We start from the raw sequence: 1067 nt of genomic DNA, 5'->3' as shown, positions 1-1067 counted from the left end.
GATGGCCGGAATCTGACAGTGATTTGGGGGGTAAACCGGCAGGGATGCCGGTTTAGCCGCGCTGGGCCAAGGATGGCCCATCGCGGCGGCCCCCCAAATCACTGGCGGATTGCGGGCATGCCGAGCCACAGCGAGGCACCGAGTGTTGGGGCGAAGACTTTTTGGTTACTTTTGTGTCTTTACAAAAGTGACCCGCCGTAAGGGCGGAACCCTAAGCGGCCGTTACCGCAGCAACGGATATGCCCCCCAACCCAGCCCAGCCTAAAGCCCCTGCTGCAACGCCGGATCATCCGGATTCTGCTGCTCCAGCTGCGCCAGTAACACCTGCACATTCTGCAACTGCCCGGTTTCCTTCCAATAGCTGACCAGCAACACACGCGCCTTGCGATTGGCGGGGTGGCGCTGGACGATTTCTTCCAGCTGACGCTGGGCGGCGTCCACCTCTTCCTGGTCGTGCAGCGTGGTGGCGAGGTCGAAGCGGTAATCCTGATTGTCAGGCTCAAGCTCCACGGCTTTGGACAGGCCAAGCAACGCGTATGGCCGCTCCCCATGGTGCAACAGCCACATGCCCAGGGCGTGTTGCAGGTAGGCCGACTCCGGATGTGCCGCCAATTGCCGCGCCAGCAACTGGCGGGACTCATCGGTCTTGCCCTGCTTATCGAGCAATTCGATTTGTGCGACCACAGCTTGCAGGTTGTCCGGTTGCAGGCGCATGGCCTGCTCCAGTGCATGTTGCGCGTCCGGCAGCAGGGCGCTGTGGATGTACAAGCGCGCGAGCTGAATCCAGCCTTCGGCGGTTTCGGGCTCAGCCTTGAGCTTTTTCACAAACTCATCGAGCACTTGCTGCAAAGGCCCGAAATACAGGCCCAGGGTATCCGGCGACAGGCCGAGCAGGGCATTGGCGGCGGCAAAACGCACGGCTTGTTCAGGATCGTCCAGTGCCGGGCCAAGCAGTAAGGTGCGTTGGCCGCTGGGCACCAGGCCAACAATACTGTGAATCGCCGCTTCACGAACCAACGGCGACTCATCAGCCAGGTCTTTATCCGCCAGCTTCAACGCCTGAGGGC

At 61.4% G+C, this 1067-nt stretch carries 1 protein-coding gene; it reads right to left on the bottom strand.

What is annotated here, in order from left to right; genetic code table 11:
• Positions 1-261: 261 nt before the first annotated feature.
• A partial coding sequence (locus FEM54_RS33010; RefSeq protein ID WP_138454330.1) for a tetratricopeptide repeat protein occupies positions 262-1067 on the bottom strand: 806 nt, incomplete at its 5' end.

Origin of the sequence: Pseudomonas edaphica, from assembly GCF_005863185.1 — a bacterium.
GTDB classification, from domain to species: domain Bacteria; phylum Pseudomonadota; class Gammaproteobacteria; order Pseudomonadales; family Pseudomonadaceae; genus Aquipseudomonas; species Aquipseudomonas edaphica.
Note: the sequence above shows the minus strand (reverse complement) of the source record. Positions and strands in the feature narration are given on the sequence as shown.